We start from the raw sequence: 24,145 nt of genomic DNA, 5'->3' as shown, positions 1-24,145 counted from the left end.
TACTGCCGGCTGTCACTTCGTGAAGATCTTCGCCACCCCGGAGTGGCAAAATCGGTCACAGATTTACAGCCGGTAGTATCAGAAGTCCCCGCCGATGACGTCTGCGACCCGCTGTCGATCGAACAGCGTGAGCGACTCCTCCCGAAGTGTCTCTATCCCGTTCCACTCGCCGAACGCCTCGGGGTAGAACTGTCTCGCCGCCGCCTCCGTCTGGAAGAGGTTGACGATCGGCCCCTGGTACGCGGTGCCGCCGCGATACAGCCGGTCGTTTTGAACCGCCGACAACTGGCTGCCGACCGGATCCGCACGCATCGTCTCCATTCGGGACTCGAACTCCTCGGTCGAGACGTGTGAGAAGCCGTACTGGAATACGATCGCGTCGGGGTCGACGTCCAGCAGTTGCTCGTAGTCGAACTGGCCGTAGCCTCCCTCGATGTGGTCGTCGAAGGCTCCGCGCATCCCGAGGTCGCGGTACTGCTTGTGGTTGTTCCCCGCCTGGACGGGATAGACGTAGAACGTGGCGTTCTCGAACTGCGAGTTGACCGACACGAGACCGACGGTCGGTCGCTCCGCTGCCGGCGGCAGCCGCTCCTCGATAGTCGCCTGCACGTCGTCGTGGACGGACGCGAGCGCCTCGTAGCGCTCTCGCTCGTCGAACGCGTCCGCGACGATCTCGAAGGCCTCGTACAGCGAGTAGTACGGGTAGTCGTGCCAGTCGTCGCCACGCCGCCGGATGTAGTTCCCGAGGAACGGATCGACGCCGGTGGCGATCTCTTCGGTGTCGTCCTCGTCCCAGTCGTCGGCTAACACGCCGATCCAGTTCGGATCGAGTAGGTGTACGTCAGCGTCTAGCTCGTAGAAGATCTCCTTGTCGAACTCGCCGTCACCGGAGATCGGCGAGACGTCCTCGAAGGAGATGTCGACCCCAGGCAACGCGTCGTAGAACACGTCGGGCATTCCGTCGGGGTCCCACAATCCCTGCAGGCTGTCGGCTTTGCCCAGGGCGATGCCCATGTCGCCGTACGTACTGAGATAGCTCACCCAGCGCTCGGGCGGTGCGTCGAACTCGACGGTACCCATCGGCTCCATCGTTACCGAGTAACTGGTGTCGGCGTCGGTTTCTGTCGCCGCCACTGTGGCTTCCGGGGTCGTGGCCCTGGCGTCCGTCGACTCGCCGTCACCGCCGGACCCGCTGTCGCCCGTACAGCCGGCGAGCAAACCTCCGCCGATGACTGCGCCGCCGTACTTCATGTACTCACGTCGTGTCGGTGGCTCCTCACCGCTGCTGTCGCCTCTCATGATTTTTAGGCCGACCTAATATAGTAAAAGCGTTCCGGTACTTCGCCGAGCCGCCCCAGCGATACGTCTGTGGGTGTGTCGGCAGTTGCGGCCGGCTCTCACTTCGAGGGCTCGTCATGCCGGTCGAGGGATGCCTCGAAGCTGTCGTCGTGAGCACTGTTTCCCACACGATACCGCAGTATCACCGGCAGCGATACCTCGGCGACGGACTCCACGACCACGAATTAGACCAGTCTAACCTTTATCTTTGATAGATACTATTATATAGTTTGACTAATCTCTAGCTAGTCGACGATGGACGATACGACGCAGTCGCGAACGCAGCACAGCTTCTCACGTCGAAGAGCCATCACTGCCGGTGCCGGACTTCTCGCCGCCGGCCTCGCCGGCTGTACGACCAGTGTCGGTAGCAACGATTCCGAGTCCACGAACGACGCGGACGGCGCGAACGGAGACGGACCCACCGTTGCAGTCGCTTCCTTCTTCAGCTTCTACGACTTCGCACGGAACATCGTCGACGGGACGCCAATCCAGGTGGAAAATCTCGTTCCGACCGGATTGCACGGTCACGGGTGGGAGCCGAATGCGAGCGTCACGAAAGATATCATCGAAGCGGACGCGTTTCTCCACGTCGGGCCGGGGTTCCAGCCGTGGGCCGACCGCGCGATTCAGACACTCGAAGACGACGACGTCGACACACAGTTGATCAACGTCCGTGAGGGCGTCGAAATGGTCGATCTCGCCGCGACGCTGGATCCCGACGAAGAGGGGGTCGGAAAGCAACAGGGGAAGGACCCACACTTCTGGCTCGATCCCGACCGCGCGAAGCAATCGGTCGACAACATCGCCGACGGGCTCGCACGACTCGCGCCCGAACACGCACAGACGCTCCGGAAAAACGCCGAGACGTACAACTCTGACACCCTCGAACGGATCGACCGGGACTACCGGGCCATCTTCGATGCCGCCGACCGAAACGTCGTGCAACTCGCGGCGCACAACGCCTTCCAGTACATCGGCGTCACGTACGACGCCGAGATGGTCCCCCTCGTCACGAACCTCGCAGCCAGTGGCGACGTCAAACCCTCTGACATCGCCGAGGCGAAGACGGTCATCCAGGAAAACGACATCGACTACATCGCCAACGGTGTCTTCGAGTCACGGAAGCCCGCGAAGCAACTGCTCGAGGAAACACGGGTTACTGGCTATCTCCCCGTCACCCCCTACGCGGGGGTCCGAGAGGACTGGGTCGAGAACGACTGGGGCTACGAGGAGATCGCTTACAACATCAATATGCCCACGTTCGAGGTCGTCCTCGGCAACAAACGACCCGAGGAAGCCGGACCCGACGGCTGGGCCGACGAGTGGCTGAACTTCGAGTGATCGTCCAATGAGCACACACAATTCCGAGAACACCACGAGCGTAGAGTCGGCCAACAGTACCGAGCCGATCGTCGAACTGTCCGGCGTCGACTTCGGGTACACGTCTACCCCGGTCGTCGAGGACATCTCGCTTCGGATCGACCCCGGTGAGTACGTTGCGGTGGTGGGTCCGAACGGGTCGGGCAAGTCGACGCTGATGAAGTTGCTGCTGGGGCTGCTTCGACCTGACGAGGGCATCGCTCGGCTCTTCGGCGAGCCCTCTCACGAGTTCGACGACGGCTCCCGTCTCGGCTACGTCGCCCAACACGCCAGTGCCTCGAAAGAGATGCCGATCACCGTCCGCGAAGTCGTGAAGATGGGTCGGTTCCCACACGTCGGCTTCGGTCGGCTCTCGGGTGCGGACTGGGACATCGTAGACGAGGCGCTTGCGACCGTCGGCATGACGGCGTTCGCCGATCGCCGCGTCACACAGCTGTCGGGCGGTCAGCGCCAGCGGGCATTCATCGCCCGCGCGCTCGCCGGTGAGGCCGACCTGCTCGTGCTCGACGAGCCGACCGTCGGCGTCGACATGGAGTCCGTCGAGGCGTTCTACGACCTCCTGGATTCGCTGCACGGCAACGGTATCACGGTCTTGCTCATCGAGCACGACCTCGGTGCGGTCACCGAACACGCCGAACGCGTCGTCTGTCTCAACCGGGAGATCTACTTCGACGGACCGGCCAGTGAGTTCGTCGAGAGTGATTCCCTTGCTCGCGCGTTCGGCACCACGGCGAACCTGCTGGGTGGTTCTCGATGACCCTCCTCGCTGCTCTTTCGCTTCAAACGGGACTGCTGGACTCTGTGCTCGGGCCACTGTACTGGTTTCTGGCGTACTGGTCGGAGATTATGTCGTGGCTCGCCGGACAGACCGGACTCGAAATCCTTCAGTACGGCTTCATGCACCGGGCGATTCTGGTCGGTCTCTGTATCGGCGTGATGGCACCGCTGATCGGGACGTTCCTCGTCCACCGCCAGCTCGCGCTCATCGGTGACGCACTCGCCCACACGGGCTTCGCTGGCGTCGCGATTGGCCTGTTCCTGAACGCCGTCATCGACCTGGGGGTCTCGCCGTATCTGACGGCCGTCGTCGTTGCGATGATCGCAGCCCTGCTCATCGAGCTCATCTCGGAGGCGACGGACGCCTACAACGACGTCTCGATGGCGATCGTGCTCTCGACGGGCTTCGCGCTGGGGACGACACTGATCAGCATCAACGCAGGCGGGCTCGCTGTCGGCGTGAATCAGTTCCTCTTCGGCAACCTCTCTACCGTCTCGAACGAGAGTGCGGCGATACTGCTGGCGCTGTTTGGCATCATCATCGGCGTGATCGGGCTCACACGCAACCAGCTACTGTACGTTACCTTCGACGAGACGGCCGCTGCGGTGTCGGGTCTCTCGGTGAGCTGGTACAACCGCATCACGGTGATGCTGACTGCGATGGTCGTCGTCGGCGCGATGCAGATCATGGGCGTCATCCTGGTCGCGGCGATGCTCGTCGTCCCCGTCGCTGGCGCGAGCCAGGTCGCACGGAGTTTCAACGAATCCCTCCTGATCTCGGTCGTGCTTGCCGAACTGGCAGTTATTCTCGGCATCGGAGCGTCGTACTACGGTGAGGCGACTGCCGGGGGCGTTATCGTCCTCGTCGCGGTCGCGATTTACGTCGTCGCCGTCGTGCTCGGGAAGCTCCAGACGGCCTTCGGCGAGGAAGCGACTCCCGAGATGGGCAGTATCGACATGGGCGAATCCGCATCGAAGGGTGAGCAACACCGGCCTGGGAGCTGACGCGGTCCATCGCGTCCTCTTCGGCGTTTCTGACGGCGTCGTCTCCGAGCAGCCCCGCCAAGAGTACACCACCAGTGGCGAGAAACGAACGGCGGGAGGGCATACAGAGAGACACCCGTCCGAATCGTATAGACACTCTGGAGATCGTCTCTGAGACCTAAATAGAACATCCACCCGGCACAATATTTAGGCTAACCTAAAACACCACTGTTAAGTAGAATTAGGTGGGCCTAGAATATATGGCCGGCAGCTATAACTCTCAGAAGACACCGACGCGGCGAGATGTGCTCAAGTACGGCGGTGCTGTTACAGGTAGCGGATTGATGGGGGGTTGTGCGGGATTGTCCGATTCTGACTCTGAATCAACTCCGACTAACGATACGACTGAAGAGTCGACCGAGACATCTACTGAATCCACTAGCTATTCTGTAACGATGGAACCGACGGGCACCGTCGAGTTCGACTCGGTCCCCGAACGGTGGATTGCCTACGATGGCAGCTACGCAGATATGGGGGTCGCATTGGGCCAAGCCGACGGTATGACCGGCATTGGTGGGGCTGATCGATACTATACACACCTGTACGACGAGTTACCAGGTGTGGCGGTCGATACCGATCCCATTGAAAGTTCTCCAGAAGTTCGGACAAAAGAAGAGTTCTACGAGCTCGATAATGATGTCCACTTATATGACCCATACATGCTCATCAATTGGTTCGACTGGGACGAGTCGGACATCGAGGAAATTTCCACGAACGTCGCCCCCTTCGTCGGCAACTTGATTTTCCGCCGATCGGACAGTTGGCACGACTATCGGTACTATACGTTGTACGAGGCTTTCGAAAAGGTCGCCCAAGTGTTCCAAGAACAACAACGCTACGAGGCGTTCAAGCGACTCCACGACGAGTTCATTGCAGACATACAGACCCAACTCCCAGCAGCCGATGAGCGACCGAACGTTTTCCTCACATACGGCGTCACGGAGGAACCCGACGAGTTCACACCGTACCGGCTCAATGATAGGGGAACGAGCAAGAAGCAGTGGCGTGACCTCGGCGTGAACGACGCTCTCGGCGGGACAGACATCGAGAATCAGAGTACCACCGAGAACACGGATCTCGACTACGAGGGGCTGCTCGAGCTGGACCCGGACGTGATCTTGTTCCGAAACTTTGCCGAGATGTCGGCGGCAGAGTTCCGGGACACCGTCCTCGCGTACATGGAAGACCATCCGGTTGGAAGCCAACTGACGGCCGTCCAGAACGGTCGCGTCTACCGCGGCGGATACCTCCATCAAGGGCCGATCCACAACCTGTTTCTGACCGAACGGGCCGCGAAACAGATTTACCCCGACGTGTTCGGGGACGTGACGGGCGACACGGAACTATTTGACCGTCAACGCGTCGCAGACATCATCAACGGGGACTTCTAGAGTCCTGTCCCGTCGTCTCTGATTCGACAGAGGGCGAGCGATCACTCTCTGATAGCTTGTTCGAGGGTGTGGACGGCGACGGTCAGCTCCAGTTCTCTAAATTCGCGGTACACGCGGCTGGCCAGACAGCGGACCGAATCGGTGTTTGATGGCCGAAAACGTCGTCTCGGCAATCAACCGTTGCCCGTAGAGACCGTGTTCAACTGCGCGTTGTGCGTGTCCGTAGTGAGTGAATCGCCGGCGTTACTCTCTCTACACTGATTCTATCTTCGGAGCGACACCATTTCCTGTCGTCTGTGGATGAACAGAGCACTATCCTCCGAAGTAGCACATCTCCCCATGCTGCAGTAGTTGAGACTGATACGCCTAATGCATACGATATTGCCATCACGAGTCCTATTTAGTGAGATGGTGACTGAACCAGGTGCTTGGTAAAGCTGCGAACGCAGATATAAGACAGAGAATTGAGCTACAGCAACCCTGATCTCCCCGCACCCAGTATCTGTTTGCTATGTACATACTGTCGCGGTTAGTCAACACTACGATACTGATAGAGGACGAGTGCAACCCCGAACGGGATGACACACCAGAGGATGAGCTCGACGAACGCAACTGTTGGATGCAGGTACCACACAGGTACGTTCGAGCCATAGGCTGATTGTACGACCACGATATTCGAGAACACGTTCTCCTGCAGATCGCGGATAACGCCGGCCGCTGATGCTGCCGAATTCGGGACCCCGAGAATCGGGTTTGTAACGACATTGAACAGTCGGAGCGGTGGGAGCCAGCGTACGAACACGAATATCGGATTGTCCGGTGGAGCGAACCCGTCGACACTCGTACCAGTGGCAACACTGTAGATTGCGTTCGATATTGGGAACCACGCAAAATGAAGCCCGGTGAACACGAGAATCACTGTTCCAGCAATGGATTGGCTCCGTATGACTGTTGAGATTGCAACGCCGAGTCCAGCCATACAGCCAACAAAGACGAGAGTAACTGCCAGAAAGCCGGCAAGCGTACCAAAGGGAACCAGCCCGTATCGAGGGATTGCAACAAGACAGGTCCCAAGAACAGCACCGACGACTGGAACGGCGAACGCGCTCGCACGGCCGAGAACGAGACCGACAAGGGTATTTGCCCGTGAGGCCGCGGTGCCTGCAGTCACCCGGATGGTCCCAGTATCGCGTTCGCGTGTGACCGTCCGGAAAGTGCCAAAGAGGATACCAACACCGCCCAGCAAAGCGATAGGCGTCTGAAGCCCTGCCAGAGGGACACGGGCACCAAGCGAGTCCTGAACGAGCGTGGTCGGGGAGAGGCTCAAAACGCCAGCATCGAGAACGAGAACGCCGAGCACCCACACGCCAGGTGTTCGAACGAGACGACGGAACTCGCGGCGAGCTACTGGCTGCCACGACCCAGGTAGTGAATCAACGACACCGTTCTGGCCGGGTATCCATTTGAATGGGAACCGACCCAACAGGAGGTGTGACGGGGATCGATTCCAGAGCTTCTGAAGAATTCCCGTCTCGCTGGCTGGGGCGAGATCATTCCGTCGAAAGACCGCTGTACCGCTCCACAGAGCTATCGCCGGCCACGCAGAGGCGATTATAACGGCAGTCCATAGAGGAATCACTGGACCCGTTGATGTGGCCTGCCCAGTTTTTCTAAGAGCATCGGAGACCTGGGAAGCTGCACTCGTGGGCCCGACAGGCCCGCCGAGAAGCCAGTCGGTAAGGGCGTAGTACGCGCTCGGAAGCGAGAGCCACTTTGCAGCCTCGAAGGCTGCCGGATTTGCCATCTGGTTGCTCGGTGCGGAGCCGGTTACAAACTGCCAGAGGAATGGGAGCGTGAGAGAGTTCCAGAAACCACCGAGAAAGAGCGTTACACCGAAGACGATTACGGCAGCACGAGCCGTTGACGAACTCGCAGCCGATAGCCCCACTGTCACCCCGACCCATGCAAACACATAGCCGAGGGAAATGAGTAGTAGTCCGACCAGTAGTGGGACCGAGAAACGGCCATATTGGAAGACATCAGAGCCGACGATGACGATGGTTCCAGCGACAATTGGGACGGCGAGAGCTGCGCTACGGCCGAGTGTTTTGCCGAGAACGAATTGACGTCGAGTAAGCTGGGTCCCGATAAGTACCCGAGTAGTTCCGTTCTCACGTTCGCCGATAATCGATCGAAAGCCGAGCGCGGCCGCAGCGAATGGCACGGTGACCGCAACGGCAACTTGGGCATCTACGAACACGACTGCATCACCGAGAACCTGGACAACGTCTGCGTCCGGTTGCGTCGGCAATCCGCTCACCAGGACGAAGCACAACCCGATAATCCACGGTGTCTTCCCGCGGAGATAGCGCCGGAATTCGGTCCGCATGACGGAGGTGGAGGGCATCGATACTGGGTCGTCATTGTATTGATGTAATACTCCCGAAACAGTCCACTGCGACTTCGCTTCTGTCTGGACGACGTTTAATAAGCATAGATTTGAAAAGGACAGTCGTTCCAAATGTTTTTACAGGTATTCTACGAACCGCTGGTATGGTCCTCCAGAACGATATTCCGATGTTACAGTCGGCGAGTAGCCCCCTCCGAGTGCGATGACTGCAATCAAAACGTCAGGGCTCACAAAACGCTACGATGGTCAACCCGTTGTTTCCGACCTCGAGCTCTCTGTCGAGGACGGTGAAGTGTACGGGTTCCTCGGCCCGAACGGCGCTGGCAAATCAACGACCATCGATATGCTGATGGATTATACGCGACCCTCTACAGGAACTGCAATCGTTCTCGGGATGGATGCCCGCCAGGATGCCAGTACGATCCACGCACGAACTGGTATTCTCCCCGATCAGTTCGGGGTCTATGGTTCGCTTTCCGGCCGTGAACACGTCGAGTACATCCTCGATGCGAACGACGCGAGCGGTGATCCCGAGACGGTTCTTGGACGTGTCGGTCTCGGTGACGCAGTTGACCAGCGTGCTGGTGGCTATTCGAAAGGGATGCGCCAACGTCTCGGCCTCGCGATGGCGATTGCTGGCGAGCCAGACCTGCTCATTCTGGACGAGCCCTTTTCTGGGCTCGACCCCTACGGAGTACGACTCGTGCGGGAGGTCGTCACCACCGAACGAGAGCGCGGGGCGACTGTCTTCTTCTCGAGTCACGTTCTCGATCAAGTCGAGCGTGTCTGTGATCGAGTAGGTCTGCTCGCCGAGGGCCATCTTATCGCTGAGGGTACACCGAAAGAACTCCGCGACATGGCCGGGGTCGAAAGTCATCTCCGAATAGAGACTGACGGCGACGACACTGCGCTAACCGCTATCCGGAAGATCGACGGGGTCGAGCGTGTGTCCCAAGCGGGTGGAGATATTGTTGTGACGTGCCCCCGCGGCCTCCGCTATCGTATCCTTGATGTGCTTGAAGAAACTGGAGCGACTATTCGTTCATTTGATGTCGATCAAGGTACCATTGAGGATGCGTTCGTGGAGATAGCAAACAAGCAAACTGCGTAATCAATATATGTAGTAGTTGACGATCCATACGTGGAAAATCATTCGGATAGACGAGTTCTTATTTATGTATTTGCCAGCATCTCTTAGTGGCTCCGACACTCAGATCTCGCCAGATTACCTTTCGGAAGATAGCTCGTCAGCCGTACACAGACTGGCCCGCATACAATTCGACGCCGCTGTACGACCGTGCTTCTCTCACCGCGCTGGAATCGGATGTCCGAGTCGTTTCAGAGGTCTGGTTTACTCATCCGAGTCACGACTCGGTTGAGCAGTTCGTCTGTGAACTTCCACTAACCTACTTCCGATTCGAATCTCACGACTGCTATGAGAATTCGACATACTATGATATGGAAACCCTTCTTCGCGTGTTCGTACTGAAAGAACTTCATGAATGGGAGCATGAAACAGCACTCGTCAGTTACCTCAAGAATCACCCTGAACTCTGCGAACAACTGGGTTTCGAGTCGATTCCGGACCAGTCAACACTGTGGCGGAGCTGGCACGATCGGTTCACTGCTGACCTCAGGGAAACAGTTGAGGCGGCGGCTCGAACTATCCTCATCAAAGCCCAGAATGCGGGTGTCGCGGTTCCGCGTGAGCCGGCACGAAAGCTCCAATACCACGGGAACGAGTCTGGTGAGTCAGACCCGGATGATCAAACCACGTTGAAGCAGGCAGAGAAGATCACTGACCACGTCAGCCGCATCGTTTTCCCGGCGTTCTCGCTGGACCGTGGCGAGGGCTGTGCAATCCACGAGAACGCCTACTGGGGCCTGCAGACATATCTCGGACTTCGTGAGAGTCTCGCTGCAAATGAGGGGGCTCGCAGTTTCGTCTACGAGTCGACTCGGGAGCGGACACCACTCGGGCACGCTCATCGTGACCACATTCGCAACCTCTCGATACCGGAAGTTCGAGAGATGTACCGACAGTCAATTCGGCAACTCATCAACGAGGTCGCAGAGACGGAGGAGTTCTTCCGCGCAGGGATCGTCGCCATCGACATCACCGAAGCCGACCCATTCACAGGCGACCGCACGGGTCACGAGGACGAAATCATCGGAACGAAAGAGAACACCGACGAGTACACCTACCAATGGGCGACAGTCCAGTTGGTCGGCAACGCCGTTCCGCTCGTGCTTGATGCCCGCCCGGTACGGAAAGGCGAGTCACGCGAGGAGATCGTCGGGGATTTGCTGGATTCGGCTGAAGAGCTCGTCCACGTCGATAACGTGCTGATGGACCGAGAGTTCGATAGTCAGCACGTCCTGGAGATGCTCAGCCAGCGTGGCTTGTCGTATGTCGTGCCGAAGCGGATGCAGACCAGCGAGAAGGCTCAGGCGAAGCGGTTGCTTCAGCGCGACCAAGACCGCTACGAGACCGACCGGAAGCTCCACCTCGGCAAGAACGAATGGCACGAAACGACGCTGATCTACCGCCGGAAAGAGGACTCCGAGTACGACGACCACCGGCAGTACTCGGTGTTCATGACGAAGTGCGGGAGTGGGCACCTTACAGAGTATGGATACAGGTGGGAAATCGAGAGTGGCTACCGATCGATAAAGCGGTTCATGGCGGCGACAACGTCGAAGAATTTCGGGTTGCGGTTCTTCTACTTCGCATTCGCGTGTCTCTTGTACTCGATTTGGCGAGCGGTCGATTTGCTCGTCCAAGTCGAGTTGACGGGTGAGTACGAACACTCACCCATTGTGACGGCCGACAATACGCTCACGCTGCTGAAGAAGGAGACCGGAATCGGATAGAGAGATACTCTGTCCGGGGAAATTCGGATTCCTGAGTGGCAACGCTGTCGGGGATCTTGGAAATTCACCGGTCTAGTTGGTAGTACGACACGAGAAGACTATCGAGAGTAGATCCGAAGCAGCTTCGCCTCGAAAATTCGCCCGAAACCACGCATCACAGCCCCGCTAAACCCACTGTAGTCTCAACTTAGGCATGCTGAACTCTATATAGCTTTATGTGGTTTATGGATTGGGGCTGTGGAGTCTCGGAACTGCTACTGCGGGAATTCGGCATTTCGGGCAAATATATACTTGCACGTGATTACTTCAATAATCACGACCACATTGACGTACCCCGACGCCGTCGGTGAAGCGCGAATGCGGTACCTGGTGGAACGAGGCCCGACACCCGATCGGGCGACGCCGTGGCTGATGACCGACGGCGTGTGGCCAGCGAGTGCTCCTTGCGATGGCAGGCCCAACCGTTTCTCACCCTCCGGTCGAAGGACGCACGGGAATGTCTCTCACAGAAACGGTCTCGAAGATCGAAACCCTCAGCGACGAACAGCGCGAATGCATCGAACACTGCAACGAGGCGGCCGAGGTGTGTGAATGGTGTGCAGACGAGTGTCTCGGGGAGTCGGAGATGGAGGAGTGTGCCCGACTGTGCCGTGACGTGGCCGACATCGCGTCGCTGCACGCTCGCCTCGTGGCACGGGGGTCGACCTACAGCACCGATCTCGCAGCGATCTGCGCCGAGGTCTGTGAAGCGTGTGCCCAGGAGTGTGAGACACACGACGCCGATCACTGTCAGGTCTGTCGTGACGTCGTGCAGACGTGTGCCGAGAGCTGTCGGCGGATGGCGAACGCGTAACGAGGTCGGGCGCTCCCCTCGGGTCGGCGTCCCTCTGCGATGGGGTCGACGACCTCGGTGACGGTCCACGTGTCTGTCCGGCGTGTCACGCCTTGAATCGCTTGCAAGTGCCTGCAGACCGGTTTTGCTGCTCGGGCCGAGAGAGCAGGTATGGCACAGATCGTCGAACGGGAAGACGAGTACGTCCACGTACAGTTTCGCGATCCAGACGCGTTCCAGACGGTCAGAGAGCCCAACTGGGCCCAGTGGGTCGCGTGGTCGGTCTCGTCGAGTGCCCGCGTCCGCATCGGGAAGGAGCGTGGGTGCGAAGAGTGGACGGTCCAGAGCGTTCTCGTCGACGGAGAGGAATCACTGGCGCGGGAGCAGGCGGAGGAGATCGCCGAAAAGATCGACGCCTGATGCTGTCGGCTCGGTCTGTGACGACTGGCGTCTCCCCGGTGTGATGGTGAACATAGAGCAGCCAGCGTATCAGTCGTCGGACGGCGTCCCGCGGGCGGCGCTACAGGCCCCGAGGAGCGGTCCGGACCGGGTAGATTCGGACTCTGCGGTCGGGTCGCCGAGCGCGTCGACCGTCTGGCTGTCGACGTGGTGGTAGATGTGACGGTGCTGAGCACCGACCCGTTCGAAGCTGTTGGCGCTCTTGTACTGGGCCATGCGTTCCCCCAACTGCTCGCGGGCCGTGTCGTCTTCGAGCAACGACCGGACCCGCTCGACGAGCGCGGACCTGTCCTCTGCGTCGACCGTCGCAGGAGCCCCCCACTTGGCCTCGATGCGCCGGAAGTACTCCACGTCGTTGGCCAGCACGGGCAGCTCCTGGCTCGCACAGGAGTTGAACGTCCCGCTCTGGGTGACGACGCGATAGGGGAGGACGGCGAGGTCGGGGGCGGCCAGCGCAGTCCAGTACGCTTCGTCGTCGAGCACGCCCGTGACAGTCACGTTCTCCGGTGCGTCCTCGCGGATCCGCCCGGCGAACTCGAAGTCCGCGCCTTTCGGCCGTGGGCCACCCGCGATCACGAACTCGTAGTCGGGCAGCGCGCGCGCCAGTTCGATGAAGATGTCGTGGCCCTTCGGCGGCCGGACGAAGCCCGGAATCGCTACGACGTCGTCGTCGGGAGCGAAGCCGAGCGCGCGTTTGGCCTCGGCCGTGTTCGACACCCCCGGTACGTCGGTGTTGACGCCGTGTGAGAGGACGCTGTGCTCGGCGTCGCCGAGAGCGATGTCGGCTCGGAACTTCGAGGCACAGTCCGGCGATAGGAAGATCAGGTGACTGGTACCCACTGCCAGAAGCTTGTGCAGCAAGATCAGATACAGCCGGACCGACAGCGGAGATTCGTCGGGACTCGGTTTCAGGACGGAGTGCATCGTGACGACGACCCGTTTCGACCGCAGTCGCGCGAGCAGGAACAACACGGGGAAAAAGACCAGTCCCATGATCCCGTCGTACTTGCTTCCCTCCCGCCTGAACAGGCCGTACTCGTGCTGGACGTGGACGACGTCGCCCGTCCCGCGGACGGCCCGGACGGCCAGCGAGAGGAACTGACCGATCGATCGGTCCGCCTGTGAGATGTGGACGGAATCGGCGTCGATCGAGTCGATTCCGTCCAACAGGTCACGTGCGTACGTGCCGATACCGCACGAGCCGTCTCCGGGCGTGGTGACCATCGTGACGCTCACGTCCGTTGAGGGTGTCGACTCCGGGTCTGCCGTCTTCGCGTTTCCAGATGTATGCGTATTGCTCATGGTGCGGAGATGCCACTGACCCGGACCGGCAGGACTGAACCCAGAAGTGTCTGGTCGGGGCCCGGCGTCCGGATTGCGGTATGCGGACCTGACGTGCCACACTTATTGTAGTTAGTACCGTTCACAGAGTGTCTCGGCCTTACCCATACCGGAGAGCGGAGTTTGGGCACCCAGCGACCACGGGACGGCGGTTCGAGGATACGTGGGTGTACGATCCCGATAAGTCGACCACTACCATCGGAGCCGCCGTACGTCGATGCACGTCTCCGACGGACAACCGACAGTCTGGAGCGCGTAATCGGTGCTTACCGGCGTCTCCTCGACGGGACGGGCGGTGAACGAGTCGGGCATCGCCTCTATACGGAGCGGTACGCTTCCCGGCCGAGAGTGGTACACACTCGAAGGTAGCGGACACGCATCTACAGACAACCTGTAAGAAGGCATATACGTCAAACTTCTCTTAACGGAGGTATGAGGACCCAACCGAAGCCGACCCTCACTGGTAAGCACTGCTTCAGTCGACAGATACACCCGTTCGCGACGACCGTTCGACGGGGTGGTCTGTGACGATGGCCGAGTTCGACGTTGCGTTCGTCGGCACGGGTGCAGACCCCGACGAGCCGTCGGTCGACGGATTCGCCATGGCGTACCGCCACGCGGCGGCCTACCGCGAACTCGACAACTGTCGTCTCGTCGGCGCGGCCGACATCGTCCGTGAGAACGCCGAGGCGTTCGCGGACGAGTACGACGTGCCGGCCGACGGCGTCTTCGAGGACTACGAGGCGATGCTGGCCGCGGTCGAGCCCGACATCGTGAGTATCTGTACCCCGCCCGCGACCCACGCGGACCTCGTCGTCGGCACCGCCCGGAGCTGCGGCGTCGACGCGATCCACTGCGAGAAACCCATGGCTCTGACGTGGGGCGGTGCCCGGCGGATGGCTCGCGTCTGCGAGCAAGAGGACGTGGCACTGACGTTCAACCACATGCGCCGCTTCGGCGCACCGTTTCGCGCCGCCAAGCGCAAACTCGATGCCGGTGCCATCGGCGACCTGCGCCGGATCGAGTACAGCTGGGGGAACTTCTACGACAACGGCACCCACGCGGTCGACATGTGCAACTACTTCAACGACGAGCAGCCCGCGTCGTGGGTTATCGGCCAGCTGGACTACACCGAGGAGGACGTTCGCTTCGGCACACACAACGAGAACCAGGTGCTCGCCTGCTGGGAGTACGACAACGGCGTCTTCGGCATGGCCGCGACGGGGCCGGCCGAGGACGTCGCCGAGGGCGACTGGCGACTCGTCGGCAGCGACGGCTTCATGGACGTTCACCTGACGGACAGGCTCGCCGTCGAGGTGTACAGCACCGATCCCGACGACTGCGAGGAGCAGACCTTCGAGGAGATGGTGCCTGGGGAGGCGACCGCGATCGACCTCGCAATCGCCGACGTAGTCCAGGCCCAGTCGGAGGGTCGGACTTCCGAACTCTGTGCGGAGAACGCACTCACGGCCACGGAGATCATCTTCGCCGGCTACGAGTCCGCCCGCCGTCGCGGCCGGGTCGAACTCCCTCTCGAGATCGACGACAACCCCCTGGAGTCGATGGTCGACGCCGGCAAGCTCTCGCCGTCGGCTCCCGGCGACGACTAGGCGTCGTCACTCCATCGCATCGCGGACCGTCGTGACCGTCTGCTCGACGGCCGGCGTCGGATTCTCCCCGTCGGCCTCGTACTCGATCACGAGCGGTCGGTCGAACGCCGTCTCCGCATCGAGCAGGTCGAGCAGCGCCGCCACGTCGAGCTGTCCGGTCCCCGCGACCGCCTCCGTCTCCTCGTCGACGAAGTCTTTCAGGTGCAGCGCCAGCACCCGGTCGCCCAGCCGCGAGATGACCTCGCTTGGCTCCTCGCCCGACCGGAAGAAGTGGCCGGTGTCGACACAGGCCCCCAAGCGCGGGTCGTCGGCGGCGTCGAGGACGCTGGCCACGTCGTCGACGGTCGCGTACGTCGCGTCGGGGCCGTGGTTGTGGATCGCCAGATCCAGGTCGAACTCCGCGGCGACCGAGAGCAGGCGGTCGCGGATCGCCGCGTCCTCGGGCGGGAACTCCAGCGAACAGTAGTCGCCCCCGAGCCGGTCGACCAGCTCGAACGTCTCCCGGATCTGGGCTGCCGACTCGTCCTCGAAGGAGACGACGCCGTACCCGCAGACGCCGAGGCCGGCGTCGGCGAGAGTGTCGCGGACCCGGTCGATCGCGGCGGTGTCGGCGTCGGGCCGAACGTGTACGTCGCACAGCTCGACGGCGGAGACGCCGGTGTTCGAGAGTTCGTCCCGGATCGCGGGCACGTCGAACTCCCGATACGTGAAACTCTGGACGCCGATCTCGTACCGTCCGCGGGCCTGCTCGGTGGGTGCGCTCATGTGTTGGCTCCGTCCCGCGATACGACGTGGTGTGTGACACGATCGTCTGCTCGTCTCATTGTCGGTAGCAGCCGACGGAGGCAATTAGTTAGCAGCGCCTTATCGGGATCAAACGTGGCGGAACGCTCTCGCGTCCACGTTCGTGATCCCCACGGACACCTCTCCGGCGGTCGTTTCGCCGACGGTGTCGACGGTGTCCCCGACGTAGGCCGCGTCGAGACGCGTCGTGACCGTCGCGTCGTGACGCCACAGCGTTCCGGCGACGTTCGCGCCGTAGAGCATCCCGAAGCGGTTGATACCGCAGTCGTCGCCCACCAGCCTGACGCCGTCCTCGCAGGCCTCGACGTTGAGCCACTCGACGACGTTCGCCATCGAGTACCCGGAGAGCCGGAGTGACTGGCCCTGTCGGCTGCTCGTCGATCCTCTGAGCCCCCCGAACTGGAACTGTCGGAGGTCCAGTGCCGTCCCGCCGACCGTGTTGTGGACGCCGAAGTGGTCGGTGTTGAGGACGTGGTTGAGCCGACAGGCCGCCGTCGCAGTCGATGAGCCGTTGTTCGTCGCGATCGACAGCGTGCAGCTGTTGTACGCGTCCGCGAAGTCGTCCCGGCCCAGACGGAAGAGGACGCCGTCGCGGTCGCCCTGAAACCCGACGCCGGTGATCTCGACGTAAAAGAGATCGCTCCCGTCGCCGTCGACGATCGCGAACCCGTCGCCGTCGCCGTCCCCGAGATCCAGGACGCTCGTACCGACGCCGCCACCGCGGATCGCGAAGTCGTCCCCCACCGCCTCGTAGTCGGCGAGATCGACCGTCGTCGGTTCACAGTCGTGCGTTCCCGGCGGCACCCAGAGCACGCCGCCACCGCGCTCGTCGAGGCGTTCGAACGCGCCGTGCCAGTCTCCGTCGCGGAGTGTGACGACTCCGGATACGTCGGTCATGCGCCGACCTGTGCGCGAGGGGGCAAGAGTATGCAGGGCTTACGGCGGCTGTCGCGGGGGATACGTCGGTACAGCCTCGTTCGTCCCGTGGCTGTCGGACGAGAGTCGCGCTCTCGGCCGGCGACGGTCCGTCCAGACGCAGTCGGCTGTCCGGGCGATCCCGTTCCCTGCGCTCTCGCTCTCAGACGAGACCGATTGAAACGATTGACACACCGACTGCACTTTCGTCGTACGATCGGGTGTGCAGTGATTTTCAGTGGCTACTATATTACAAAGGCACCGTCTTCCCACTCTGGTGTATGCAAATCGCGATCACCGGTGGTGCCGGTCGGGTCGGCCGCGTCGTCGCCGAGGCGTTCGACGCGGCCGAGCGGACGCTGCTCACCCACGGCGAACACGACGACCTCGACGGCGAACTGCTCGACGCCACGGACCGGGCCGCGTTCGAGGAGGCCATCACGGGTTCGGACGTACTCGTCCACCTGGCCTGGAGCCCAGCCGACCGGGACGCGTGGGACGAGGGCGACGAGGCGAACGTCCGGATGGCGGACAACGCCCTCGCGGCTGCCCTCGCCTGCGATCTCGACCGGGTCGTGGTGGCGAGTTCTGCCCACGCGTTCGGCATGTACAACCGCGACGACCCCACAGAGTTCGAGGCCACGGTCGAGCGGCCATCGACGACGATCCGGCCCGAGACGCCGCCGCGACCGGACTCGTACTACGGCGTCGCCAAGGTCGCGATCGAGGGCTTGTGCCGGTTCTACGCCGACCGCTACGACCTGGCGGTCGTCGTGGTCCGTGTGGGGTGGCTGATGGACGAGACCGAGTTGCGCGCGACGGCCGACGACGCCGAGGCCCGCCACCGCTTCGCTCGCGCGATGTGGCTCAGCCCGCGTGATTGCCGGGCGCTGTTCCGTGCCGCCGCCGAGCACTCGATCGAGCGGTCTCCGGTCGTCGCCCACGGCATCTCCCGCAACGCCGACCGCACCCTCTCGCTGACAGAGACGATGCAGCGACTCGACTACCGACCCCGAGACGACGCGGCGGCGGTCCTCGACGGCTGATACCGCCCGGCACCGCGACGCGGGCCACTCTCTCCGAGGTGGCGATCACCGTCACAGACGAGCCGTCCGTTTCGGCCACGTGGCAGGCGCTGCACAACGCCCTTGTGGCTGGTCCGCGTAGCTGGGGTATGGCGAACGACCAGTCCAGCAGCGACAGTGACGCCGCCACCGACTCGCGAGAGATGGGCGTCGACTTCGGCCAACTGACAGACGAACTCCGGGGCATGGAGTACCCGGTGACCAGAGAGGCCGTGCTCGCGGAGTACGGCGACGCCGATATCGAGTTGTCCGGCGGCACGGAGACGCTCCAGTCGATCCTCGGGGATCAGGAGACGGAGACCGACGGAGCAGAGCGTCACGAGTACGACTCGGCGGACGCCGTCCGCCAGGCGGTCCTCACCATGGTCGGCTCCGAGGCCGTCGGTCGCGAGGACTACTCCGACAGAGGTGGCTCCGCCGAGTCGGCCGGCGGCGATATCGACGGCGATGGTGACGAGGACCAGTCACTGTAACCGCGGTCTGCGGTCCGATGCCGGGGTGGGCCACGCGCTGCGGGACCGATCCCGCCGATCGCCGTCCACGGGCAGCTTCGAAGCGACGCCCTACCCAGAGTAATCACGCGAGCGTCCGTGATAGTCCAGATCAACCGTCGAAACGGACGGCATACCTATTCGTTCCCCGTTCGCAGGGCACACCGATGTCGCGATATCCACGCTCGGTGAGAAGCGCTCACCTCAAGTGTATCCCCTGTAACGCACCAGTCGTCGAGACCGTCGACGGCGGGTTCTACTGCGTCGACTGCGGCAGTTCACCGATCCGATCACCCATCGCCGGTGACGGCGCTGACGGGCGGACCGTCACGAACGGCGACTGATCGGTCCCTCGCCCGTCCTGGGTGTCAGCTCTGAGCGAGACGACGGGTCCAGCGTGTCCTTTGGTGCGCCGTTCACTCCGTGAAGGCGGTGTCGACGTACGATTCGAGTGCCGTGGCGTTTCGATCGTTGACCTTCAGTGTCGCGTCGACGATCGGCCCGAGGACGGGGACCGACCCGACGAGGAAATCCAGTGCGACAAAGAGGAGCATCGCCGCCAGCGTCCGGAGCGGGACGCCGACACGGAATCCTTCGAAGACGATGTACAGCGACGCGGCGGCTGCGACGGCGTCGCCCGCGACCGGCGCGATGCCGATGAGCGGGTCGAGGCCGATCCGGTACCCCACCCACGGGATCTCGATGGCGTCGTCAAGCAGGTGGCCGACGCGGCGTGCTCGCCCGGCCGCCCGCTCGGCCTCGGCCCGCGAGAGAATCCTCCCGCGACCGGTGACCCGTGCCACCACCGCGTCGAGATCGGGATCCGGGCGGATACCGGTCTCTCGTTCGTCGCTCGCGACCTCGACGCCGGATTCGCGGCTCGGACTCATACTTCGTGTTGATCGCGGGGACGGAAAGAAGCTCGGTCGCTTCGAGCGCGAACTGGGCGGTCGTCCGACCGCTGGCGGGGCGGTTGTGTTCGGGAACCGCAAGTTCATGTGCCTGGGTCGTCAGAAGCCCGACAATGAGTGAACACAGCAGCTCCGACAGCCGCCGGACCATCCTCGCACCGTTCGATTTGCAGCCGCCGGGGACCCCGCTCACGACGACAGAAATCCTGAACGAGGTCGACACCGACCGGTCGACGACGTGTGAGCGCCTGCATCGACTCGTCGAACGCGACGCTCTCGAAACGAAGGCCGTCGGTGCCGAGGAACGGATCTGGTGGCGTCCCACTGCGGAGACACGGGAGTCGGCCGACCGTCAGTTCTCCTCTCTGGTCGCGGCGGTCGAGGAGTACGCGATCTTCAGGCTCGACGAATCGGGCCGAGTCCAGAGCTGGAACGCGGGCGCAGAGCGACTGAAGGGGTACGCAGCCGACGACATCGTCGGCGAACACTTCTCCCGGTTCTACACCGAGTCCGATCGGGAAGCGGCGGTCCCCGAGCGAAACCTCGCCGCCGCTGTGACCGAGGGCTGGATCGAAGACGAGGGGTGGCGGGTCCGCCAGGACGGGACCCGCTTCTGGGCGAACGTCACGATCACAGCGCTGCGAGACGACGCCGGAGCCCTCACGGGCTTTACGAAGGTCACCCGTGACATGACCGAACGCCGCGAGTACGAGCGGCGTCTCCGAGAGGAGACGGCGTTTACCGAGAGCATCCTCGACAACCAGCGCGATATCGTCTACGCGTTCGACACCGAGGGACGGCTGTTGCGGTGGAACGAGACGCTGGAGGCGGTCACGGGCTACGATCCCGCGGCGGTCAGCGAGATGGGCCCGATCGACTTCGTCGTCGACGGGGCGGCCGAGCGAGTCGTCGGGGCGCTCGCCCGCGTGTTCGACGGCGAGTCGGTCACCACCGAAGCGCCGCTGGTGACGGCCGACGGCGAGACGATCCCCTACGAGTTCAGCGGGACGCCGCTGACCGACGAACGGGGAACGGTCGTCGGTGTCACCGGCATCGGTCGCGACATCTCCGAGCGCAAGGCGACTGAACGACAGCTCGAACGCCAGCGCGAGCGACTGGACGAAGAGCTCTCCGAGGTGTTCGACAGGGTCGACGACGCGTTCTTCGCGCTCGACGAGGAGTGGCGTTTCACACACGTCAACGAGCGAGCGGCGACGGTGCTCGATCGATCCGTCGGCGAACTGCTCGGTGCCACCATCTGGGACGAGTTCCCCGCGGCCGCCGATTCGACCTTTCGGGACCAGTACTGGCGAGCGGTCGAGACACAGGAGTCCGTCTCGTTCGAGGAGTACTTTCCACCCCTAGCGACGTGGTTCGAAGTCACTGCGTACCCTTCTGAGACCGGTCTCTCGGTGTACTTCCGTGACGTAACCGAGCGTAAGCTGTTCGAAGAACGATTGACTGCCCTGAACCAGGCCTCTCGTGACCTCCTCACGGCCGAGTCCGAAGCCCGTGTCAGCGGCGTCCTCGCACGGACGGTGACGGCGGTGTTCGACCTGCCACTCTGTGCCGTCTACGCGTCTGACGAGGTGACCGGCCAGCTCGTCCCGGTCGAGGAGTCGATCGAGGGCGCGTTCGAGGGCGTCACGTTCACCGCAGTGCCCGCCGACGACAGCTCGCTGGCCGGCCGAGTCTTCGAGCGCGGCGCGGCGCGGTACGACGAGACGCTGGCCGACCTCTCGTCCGCCCAGACGGAGTCCGAAGGCGCAGGGGGACAGATCGGCTCGCTCGTCTCGCTGGGCGGCCACGGCCTCCTCGTCGTCGGGAGCCCCGAGCCGCTCGATGCGGACACCCGACAGCTCCTCGAACTGCTGGCGGCGAACGCGGCGGCGGCGTGGGACCGGGTCAGACACGAACGCGACCTGCAACGCCGCGTCCGACAGCAAGCGATCGTGACGAGGCTCGGCCAGGCCGCACTGGAGGACCGCAACCTCGATACCCTGATGGCGGACGCGGCCACCGCCGTCGCCGACGGTCTCGACAACGACTACTGCAAGGTCCTGGAACTCGACGACGGGGGCACCGAGCTCCTGTTACGGCAGGGCGTCGGCTGGGACGACGGCATCGTGGGCACGGCGACGGTGTCTGCCACGGAGTCGGATTCGCAGGCGGCCTACACGCTCCGGACGGAGGAGCCAGTCGTCGTGACGGACTTCGACGCCGAGACGCGATTCTCCGGCCCAGCCCTCCTGGCGAACCACGACGTGCGCGCCGGTATCAGCGTCGTCGTCGGTCCCTCGGACGATCCGTGGGGGATTCTCGGCACGCACGATCGGTCTCCCAAGCAGTTCTCCCCGCACGACGCGAGCTTCGTCCAGTCGATTGCGACCATCCTCGCGACGGCGATCGAACGCCACCGCGACGAACAGGTGCTGGTCGACCAGCGCGAGCAACTGGCCGCGCTGGTCGGTCTCAACGAGGTCGTCGGTCAGATCAGCGACTCGCTCATCGACCAGTCGAGCCGCGAGGAGATCGAAACGGTGGTGTGTGAGCGCCTGACCGCGACCGAGTCCTACGAGTTCGCCTGGATCGGTTCGGTCGACCACCGCACACAGACCGTCGAGCTGGAGGCCGAGGCCGGCGTCGAGAACTACCTGGACGACGTGTCGATCACCGTCGACGCCGAAGACGAGCACGGCTGTGGCCCGACCGGTCGCGCGTTCCGTACCGGGACGGTCCAGACGTGTCAGGACATCCCCAACGACCCCAAATACGCGCCGTGGCGGGACCGAGCCCGCGAGTACGGCTTCCGTTCGTCGGCTGCCGTTCCGATCACACACGACGGGACAACCTACGGCGTCCTCAACGTCTACGCGGAACGGTCCAACGCCTTCTCCGGCCAGGAGCGGGCCGTTCTCGGCCAGCTCGGTGGGGTCGTCGGTCACGCGATCGCGGCGATCGAACGCAAACGGGCGCTGATGTGTGACGACGTGGTCGAACTGGGCTTTCAGATCCCGGAGCCGTTCTCGGAGCTCGGTGTCGACCCCGTCGACGGGACGATCCGACTCGCGGGCACTGTCCCCGTCGGTGACGGGAGCTACGTGATGTACGGCTCCGCCACGGAGGAGGCAAGCCAGCGAATCGGGGAGATCGCCGATCGGCTTCCCCACTGGGACGGCGTCGAGTTTCGCGGCGGCGACGACGGCGAGCGACGCTTCGAAATCAGGCTCACGGAGCCGCCCGTCCTCTCGACCGTCGCCTCGGTCGGGGGGACCATCGTCGAAGCCGTCCTGGAGGACGGCCACTACCACATGACGGTCCAGGTGCCGCCGGGCGACGGCGTCAGGCAGGTCCTCGACACCGTTCGAGGGGCGTACCCCGACGCCGAGATGGTGTTGCGCCGACAGACGACGCGCGACAGCGGGATCACGAAGCAGGCGGTCCTCGATCTCTCCGAGGCGTTGACCGACCGGCAGCTCGCGGCCCTGCGAGCGGCGTATCATGCCGGGTTCTTCGAGTGGCCCCGCGACGCCTCCGGCGAGGAGGTCGCCGAGTCGCTCGACGTGGCTGCACCGACGTTCCACCAGCACCTCCGGAAAGCCGAACAGACGGTCTTCGACTCGATCCTCGCGACGCTCGCGTAGCGTCCGACGGGCCGTCCAGACGGGCCGTCGCTCGCTGCCCGTCGTGTTCGCACGGTGGGGCCACCACTCTCGAAGTAATCCCGGATTTCCCACAGAGGCGTTCCGTGGGAGTCGCCGTGGTCACTGTATACTCTTGAGGTCCGGGACCCATCCTCGGGACATGACCACGATCATGAAAGTCAGCGTCCCGCCAGAGCAGTTCGCGCTGGCAGACACCTTCGAGGCCGTTCCGGGCGTCGAGTTCGACGCTGTCAGGCTGGTCACGCACGGCACCGACTGTGCCGTCCCCTTGCTCTGGGCGACCGATGCCGACGCCGGGCAGGTGTACGAGGCCCTCGAACGCGACGAGACCACGAGAGACACGAGACTGATCTCTCGCAGGAATCACGACGCGCTGTTCTCGATGTGCTGGTCCGGACATGTCAGCTTCCTCACGCACGTTCTCGTCGAGGAGCGCGGTGCCATCGTCAGCGCTCGCGGGACCAGCGAGGGGTGGACGTTCCGGATGCTGTTTCCAGAGCGGGAGGCCGTCTCCACGACCTACGACGCCTGTTCGGAGTACGACGTTCGCGTCGAACAGCTCACCTCGCTGGACGAGTCGCCGTCACTGGGCGGGTTCAGCCTCACCGACGAGCAGTTCAGGACCGTCGCGGCGGCGGTCGACGACGGCTACTACGAGGTCCCTCGCAGCACGACGCTCGAAGAACTGGCCACTGAGCTTGACGTCTCCCATCAGGCGCTCTCCGAACGGTTGCGTCGTGGACACGGGACGCTGGTCGAGTCCGTCCTCGCGCCCTGAGGGCACTCTGGAGATAGGTGCCGGTACTATCGGGAGT

At 62.8% G+C, this 24,145-nt stretch carries 20 protein-coding genes; 14 read left to right on the top strand and 6 right to left on the bottom strand.

The window, feature by feature from the left end:
* Nucleotides 1-78: 78 nt before the first annotated feature.
* On the bottom strand, nt 79-1,299 hold the full coding sequence (locus tag ACAH01_RS16205; RefSeq protein WP_372480934.1) for an ABC transporter substrate-binding protein: 1,221 nt from the start codon (nt 1,297-1,299) through the stop codon (nt 79-81).
* A gap of 294 nt (nt 1,300-1,593) precedes the next feature.
* Here ACAH01_RS16205 and ACAH01_RS16200 point away from each other — a divergent pair, with 294 nt between their 5' ends.
* The 4 genes from ACAH01_RS16200 to ACAH01_RS16185 all read left to right on the top strand — a co-directional run bounded on the left by ACAH01_RS16200 (nt 1,594) and on the right by ACAH01_RS16185 (nt 5,933).
* Nucleotides 1,594-2,682 (top strand): metal ABC transporter substrate-binding protein, encoded by a 1,089-nt coding sequence (locus ACAH01_RS16200; RefSeq protein ID WP_372480933.1) that lies wholly within the window; start codon nt 1,594-1,596, stop codon nt 2,680-2,682.
* A gap of 7 nt (nt 2,683-2,689) precedes the next feature.
* Nucleotides 2,690-3,478: a metal ABC transporter ATP-binding protein gene (locus ACAH01_RS16195; RefSeq protein ID WP_372480932.1), complete on the top strand. Its 789-nt coding sequence runs from the start codon at nt 2,690-2,692 to the stop codon at nt 3,476-3,478.
* The gene (locus tag ACAH01_RS16190) at nt 3,475-4,503 is read left to right on the top strand and encodes a metal ABC transporter permease (RefSeq protein ID WP_170095385.1); all 1,029 of its coding nucleotides are present in this window, start codon (nt 3,475-3,477) and stop codon (nt 4,501-4,503) included. Before ACAH01_RS16195 ends, ACAH01_RS16190 begins: the two co-directional genes overlap by 4 nt.
* A 239-nt stretch (nt 4,504-4,742) precedes the next feature.
* Nucleotides 4,743-5,933, top strand: a complete 1,191-nt coding sequence (locus tag ACAH01_RS16185) for an ABC transporter substrate-binding protein (RefSeq protein ID WP_372480931.1) — start codon at nt 4,743-4,745, stop codon at nt 5,931-5,933.
* Between the two features lie 529 nt (nt 5,934-6,462).
* Here ACAH01_RS16185 and ACAH01_RS16180 read toward each other — a convergent pair.
* Nucleotides 6,463-8,340, bottom strand: coding sequence for an ABC transporter permease (locus ACAH01_RS16180; protein WP_372480930.1), 1,878 nt, complete (start codon nt 8,338-8,340; stop codon nt 6,463-6,465).
* Nucleotides 8,341-8,545: 205 nt separating this feature from the next.
* Between ACAH01_RS16180 and ACAH01_RS16175 the strand changes: the two genes are divergently transcribed.
* The 4 genes from ACAH01_RS16175 (at nt 8,546) to ACAH01_RS16160 (ending at nt 12,469) form a co-directional block, all read left to right on the top strand.
* Complete coding sequence (locus tag ACAH01_RS16175) at nt 8,546-9,454, top strand: ATP-binding cassette domain-containing protein (protein ID WP_372480929.1); 909 nt, start codon at nt 8,546-8,548, stop codon at nt 9,452-9,454.
* A gap of 86 nt (nt 9,455-9,540) precedes the next feature.
* Nucleotides 9,541-11,217, top strand: coding sequence for a transposase (locus tag ACAH01_RS16170; protein ID WP_372480928.1), 1,677 nt, complete (start codon nt 9,541-9,543; stop codon nt 11,215-11,217).
* Nucleotides 11,218-11,713: 496 nt separating this feature from the next.
* Nucleotides 11,714-12,070, top strand: a complete 357-nt coding sequence (locus tag ACAH01_RS16165) for a four-helix bundle copper-binding protein (RefSeq protein ID WP_208628536.1) — start codon at nt 11,714-11,716, stop codon at nt 12,068-12,070.
* Between the two features lie 150 nt (nt 12,071-12,220).
* Nucleotides 12,221-12,469, top strand: a complete 249-nt coding sequence (locus ACAH01_RS16160) for a hypothetical protein (protein ID WP_372480927.1) — start codon at nt 12,221-12,223, stop codon at nt 12,467-12,469.
* 69 nt (nt 12,470-12,538) lie between these two features.
* Here ACAH01_RS16160 and ACAH01_RS16155 read toward each other — a convergent pair whose 3' ends face one another.
* The gene (locus tag ACAH01_RS16155) at nt 12,539-13,732 is read right to left on the bottom strand and encodes a glycosyltransferase (protein WP_372480926.1); all 1,194 of its coding nucleotides are present in this window, start codon (nt 13,730-13,732) and stop codon (nt 12,539-12,541) included.
* Between the two features lie 647 nt (nt 13,733-14,379).
* Here ACAH01_RS16155 and ACAH01_RS16150 point away from each other — a divergent pair.
* A complete protein-coding gene (locus tag ACAH01_RS16150) occupies nt 14,380-15,459 on the top strand; it encodes a Gfo/Idh/MocA family protein (protein WP_372480925.1) in 1,080 nt (359 codons plus the stop codon).
* Nucleotides 15,460-15,465: 6 nt separating this feature from the next.
* Here ACAH01_RS16150 and ACAH01_RS16145 read toward each other — a convergent pair whose 3' ends face one another.
* Both ACAH01_RS16145 and ACAH01_RS16140 read right to left on the bottom strand, forming a co-directional pair.
* Complete coding sequence (locus ACAH01_RS16145) at nt 15,466-16,224, bottom strand: sugar phosphate isomerase/epimerase family protein (RefSeq protein WP_372480924.1); 759 nt, start codon at nt 16,222-16,224, stop codon at nt 15,466-15,468.
* A gap of 108 nt (nt 16,225-16,332) precedes the next feature.
* Nucleotides 16,333-17,160 (bottom strand): hypothetical protein, encoded by an 828-nt coding sequence (locus ACAH01_RS16140; protein WP_372480923.1) that lies wholly within the window; start codon nt 17,158-17,160, stop codon nt 16,333-16,335.
* A gap of 299 nt (nt 17,161-17,459) precedes the next feature.
* Here ACAH01_RS16140 and ACAH01_RS16135 point away from each other — a divergent pair, with 299 nt between their 5' ends.
* The 3 genes from ACAH01_RS16135 to ACAH01_RS16125 all read left to right on the top strand — a co-directional run bounded on the left by ACAH01_RS16135 (nt 17,460) and on the right by ACAH01_RS16125 (nt 19,098).
* Nucleotides 17,460-18,224 carry an NAD-dependent epimerase/dehydratase family protein gene (locus ACAH01_RS16135; protein ID WP_372480922.1) on the top strand — a complete coding sequence of 255 codons (765 nt, stop codon included), beginning with the start codon at nt 17,460-17,462 and terminating at the stop codon, nt 18,222-18,224.
* Between the two features lie 128 nt (nt 18,225-18,352).
* Entirely contained in the window at nt 18,353-18,736 is a 384-nt protein-coding gene (locus tag ACAH01_RS16130) for a hypothetical protein (RefSeq protein WP_372480921.1), read from the top strand.
* A gap of 185 nt (nt 18,737-18,921) precedes the next feature.
* On the top strand, nt 18,922-19,098 hold the full coding sequence (locus tag ACAH01_RS16125) for a hypothetical protein (RefSeq protein WP_372480920.1): 177 nt from the start codon (nt 18,922-18,924) through the stop codon (nt 19,096-19,098).
* A gap of 72 nt (nt 19,099-19,170) precedes the next feature.
* On the opposite strand, the gene ACAH01_RS16120 is transcribed toward ACAH01_RS16125, so the two are convergent.
* A complete protein-coding gene (locus tag ACAH01_RS16120; RefSeq protein WP_372480919.1) occupies nt 19,171-19,644 on the bottom strand; it encodes a DUF4112 domain-containing protein in 474 nt (157 codons plus the stop codon).
* A gap of 134 nt (nt 19,645-19,778) precedes the next feature.
* On the opposite strand from ACAH01_RS16120, the gene ACAH01_RS16115 reads away from it, so the two are divergent.
* Nucleotides 19,779-23,309, top strand: a complete 3,531-nt coding sequence (locus tag ACAH01_RS16115) for a PAS domain S-box protein (RefSeq protein ID WP_372480918.1) — start codon at nt 19,779-19,781, stop codon at nt 23,307-23,309.
* 160 nt (nt 23,310-23,469) lie between these two features.
* Nucleotides 23,470-24,108, top strand: a complete 639-nt coding sequence (locus ACAH01_RS16110; RefSeq protein ID WP_372480917.1) for a helix-turn-helix domain-containing protein — start codon at nt 23,470-23,472, stop codon at nt 24,106-24,108.
* Nucleotides 24,109-24,145: the final 37 nt, after the last annotated feature.

The sequence above is a fragment of the Halomicrobium sp. HM KBTZ05 genome (genome assembly GCF_041530035.1).
Taxonomy (GTDB): Archaea; Halobacteriota; Halobacteria; order Halobacteriales; family Haloarculaceae; genus Halomicrobium.
Note: the sequence above shows the minus strand (reverse complement) of the source record. Positions and strands in the feature narration are given on the sequence as shown.

Bases quoted from the DNA above. Each gene is read 5' to 3' on its own strand.
- ACAH01_RS16160 (WP_372480927.1), top strand. From the start codon at position 12,221: ATGGCACAGATCGTCGAACGGGAAGACGAGTACGTCCACGTACAGTTT.
- ACAH01_RS16125 (WP_372480920.1), top strand. From the start codon at position 18,922: ATGTCGCGATATCCACGCTCGGTGAGAAGCGCTCACCTCAAGTGTATC.
- ACAH01_RS16195 (WP_372480932.1), top strand. From the start codon at position 2,690: ATGAGCACACACAATTCCGAGAACACCACGAGCGTAGAGTCGGCCAAC.
- ACAH01_RS16110 (WP_372480917.1), top strand. From the start codon at position 23,470: ATGACCACGATCATGAAAGTCAGCGTCCCGCCAGAGCAGTTCGCGCTG.
- ACAH01_RS16185 (WP_372480931.1), top strand. From the start codon at position 4,743: ATGGCCGGCAGCTATAACTCTCAGAAGACACCGACGCGGCGAGATGTG.
- ACAH01_RS16135 (WP_372480922.1), top strand. From the start codon at position 17,460: ATGCAAATCGCGATCACCGGTGGTGCCGGTCGGGTCGGCCGCGTCGTC.
- ACAH01_RS16140 (WP_372480923.1), bottom strand. From the start codon at position 17,160: ATGACCGACGTATCCGGAGTCGTCACACTCCGCGACGGAGACTGGCAC.
- ACAH01_RS16180 (WP_372480930.1), bottom strand. From the start codon at position 8,340: ATGCCCTCCACCTCCGTCATGCGGACCGAATTCCGGCGCTATCTCCGC.
- ACAH01_RS16120 (WP_372480919.1), bottom strand. From the start codon at position 19,644: ATGAGTCCGAGCCGCGAATCCGGCGTCGAGGTCGCGAGCGACGAACGA.
- ACAH01_RS16130 (WP_372480921.1), top strand. From the start codon at position 18,353: ATGGCGAACGACCAGTCCAGCAGCGACAGTGACGCCGCCACCGACTCG.
- ACAH01_RS16175 (WP_372480929.1), top strand. From the start codon at position 8,546: ATGACTGCAATCAAAACGTCAGGGCTCACAAAACGCTACGATGGTCAA.
- ACAH01_RS16205 (WP_372480934.1), bottom strand. From the start codon at position 1,299: ATGAGAGGCGACAGCAGCGGTGAGGAGCCACCGACACGACGTGAGTAC.
- ACAH01_RS16150 (WP_372480925.1), top strand. From the start codon at position 14,380: ATGGCCGAGTTCGACGTTGCGTTCGTCGGCACGGGTGCAGACCCCGAC.
- ACAH01_RS16145 (WP_372480924.1), bottom strand. From the start codon at position 16,224: ATGAGCGCACCCACCGAGCAGGCCCGCGGACGGTACGAGATCGGCGTC.
- ACAH01_RS16190 (WP_170095385.1), top strand. From the start codon at position 3,475: ATGACCCTCCTCGCTGCTCTTTCGCTTCAAACGGGACTGCTGGACTCT.
- ACAH01_RS16200 (WP_372480933.1), top strand. From the start codon at position 1,594: ATGGACGATACGACGCAGTCGCGAACGCAGCACAGCTTCTCACGTCGA.
- ACAH01_RS16115 (WP_372480918.1), top strand. From the start codon at position 19,779: ATGAGTGAACACAGCAGCTCCGACAGCCGCCGGACCATCCTCGCACCG.
- ACAH01_RS16155 (WP_372480926.1), bottom strand. From the start codon at position 13,732: ATGGTCACCACGCCCGGAGACGGCTCGTGCGGTATCGGCACGTACGCA.
- ACAH01_RS16165 (WP_208628536.1), top strand. From the start codon at position 11,714: ATGTCTCTCACAGAAACGGTCTCGAAGATCGAAACCCTCAGCGACGAA.